The 420-nt window shown below is 48.6% G+C and carries 1 protein-coding gene; it reads right to left on the bottom strand.

What is annotated here, in order from left to right:
• Positions 1 to 169: 169 nt before the first annotated feature.
• A partial coding sequence (locus LLU09_RS12540; protein ID WP_208540038.1) for a hypothetical protein occupies positions 170 to 420 on the bottom strand: 251 nt, incomplete at its 5' end.

Raw genomic sequence — 420 nt, 5'->3', positions numbered from 1 at the left:
ACAGGGAACCGCCTTGGCGTATCGTCCCGAATAAATGTGACGTTTTGCGCAGCGCCCTTCCGGGTTTGCACGATTGGTATAGCCCTGGCTGGATGAAATTCACTCTTGCCGCTGGCCAGCGTAGTTCTTTGCAAGTCAAAAGTTCGCCGTCAATAATTATTGTGGATAACTATTGTTCCAGGCTTTTCCTGTCAACTGTGCGAAGCGTCAGCTTATTGCCGGTTTTTTCTCTCGCTATTGCTTTCTCCACGTTCCGAAGAAGTTCGGGCGTGCAGGTTTCTTTGCTGTTTTCAGCGAGAACCATTCGTTTCAACAATTCGAATATGTGGAGATTCAGAAATGAAAAATCAGGTGAATGCCCTGGCGGTTCTAAGTGTGGGTGAAATCGAACAAGTTTCTGGCGCCGGGACTTTCCTGGGC

Source organism: Salinicoccus sp. RF5, assembly GCF_020786625.1.
Taxonomy (GTDB): domain Bacteria; phylum Bacillota; class Bacilli; order Staphylococcales; family Salinicoccaceae; genus Salinicoccus.
Note: the sequence above shows the minus strand (reverse complement) of the source record. Positions and strands in the feature narration are given on the sequence as shown.